General features: G+C 57.2%; 2 protein-coding genes. Both read left to right on the forward strand.

Annotated elements, in window-relative coordinates:
- Positions 1–46 precede the first annotated feature (46 nt).
- Positions 47–337, forward strand: a complete 291-nt coding sequence (locus tag CVV68_RS22935; protein WP_170133339.1) for a transposase — start codon at positions 47–49, stop codon at positions 335–337.
- Positions 337–1230 carry an IS3 family transposase gene (locus CVV68_RS22940; protein ID WP_281268332.1) on the forward strand — a complete coding sequence of 298 codons (894 nt, stop codon included), beginning with the start codon at positions 337–339 and terminating at the stop codon, positions 1228–1230. The genes CVV68_RS22935 and CVV68_RS22940 overlap by 1 nt, the downstream gene beginning before the upstream one ends.
- The last annotated feature ends 45 nt before the right edge of the window (positions 1231–1275 follow it).

Genomic DNA, 1275 nt, shown 5'->3' on the forward strand with positions numbered 1-1275 from the left:
TGAGGTGTACTAATGATGTGAGACAGTTCCTGAAAGGATTGTTCCCATGTCTTCTCGACCAACCTACTCTGATGAGTTCAAGGCCGACGCCGTCGCGTTAGCTGAATCTTCCGGCCGCCCGCTGGCTCTGGTGGCCGCCGAACTCGGCATCTCACTGACCGCTCTCAAACGCTGGGTCAAGCTCTCCCGCGAAGGTCAAAGTGGCGAGGGCAAGAAACCGGATCAACCGGTGGATGCCACGAAATACAAGGCCTTGGAGGCCCGGCTCCGTGAAGTGGAACGGGAGAATGAATTCCTAAAAAAAGTTTCAGCGTTCTTCGCCAAGGAGCAACGGTAATTGATACCTACCGCTTTGTTCAGCAGGAGGAGAACGCTGGAGAAAAAGTCGCATGGATGTGCCGGCAACTGGGTGTGCCCAGGTCCTCGTACTACCGCTGGCGCGACGCCACCGACACGCCCACAACCATCCGCCACAGGGAGCTGACCGATCAAGTGAAGACGATGTTCGATTCTTCCGACGAGATCTTTGGCCACCGCATGGTTCACACCAAATTAGCCGCCGACGGGGTTGCTGTTTCCGTGGGAACCGTGGCCACGATCATGGCTGAAAACGGGTGGGCCGCCAGGCGGATGCGCGCCTTCAAACGCACCACCATCCCCGGCGATCCGGACAAGGTTTTCAAGGATCTCATCGGCCGTGACTTCACCGCAGAAACCCCGGGCACCCGCCTGGTCGGAGACATCACGTATTTGCGTACGGGAGAGGGATGGCTGTATCTGGCCACCGTCATCGACCTGTGTACCCGCATGATCGTCGGCTGGGCCATGGCCGACCACATGCGCGCATCACTGTGTGTCAGTGCGCTGGAAATGGCCAGAGACAAGGGCCATCTGCAAGCAAACGGAATTTTTCACAGTGACCATGGCGCTCAATACACCTCCCGCGAACTGGGGGCTTGGTGTACCGGAAATAATATCCGCCAGTCGATGGGATTAGCCGGCGTGTGTTGGGACAATGCCGTGGCTGAATCAGCGTTCTCGTCCCTGAAGAACGAGTTCTACCACCACTACAGCTTTGACACCCGCCAGGCCGCCAGACAGGCCACCATGCACTACATCGAGGCCTTCTACAACCGGTGGAGACCACACAGCCATAACGATGGACTACCGCCAGCAACAGCCATGGCCAACTTCAATACCCAAAACCAGCAACAACGCGCTGCTGCCTGACCAAAAAGAAACTAACCAACTGTCCCAGATCCTTGACACACCTCA

It is taken from the genome of Arthrobacter livingstonensis (assembly GCF_003219815.1).
Taxonomy (GTDB): domain Bacteria; phylum Actinomycetota; class Actinomycetes; order Actinomycetales; family Micrococcaceae; genus Specibacter; species Specibacter livingstonensis.

Excerpts from the sequence above, each read along its gene's own strand:
- CVV68_RS22935 (WP_170133339.1), top strand. The coding sequence starts at position 47 with ATGTCTTCTCGACCAACCTACTCTGATGAGTTCAAGGCCGACGCCGTC.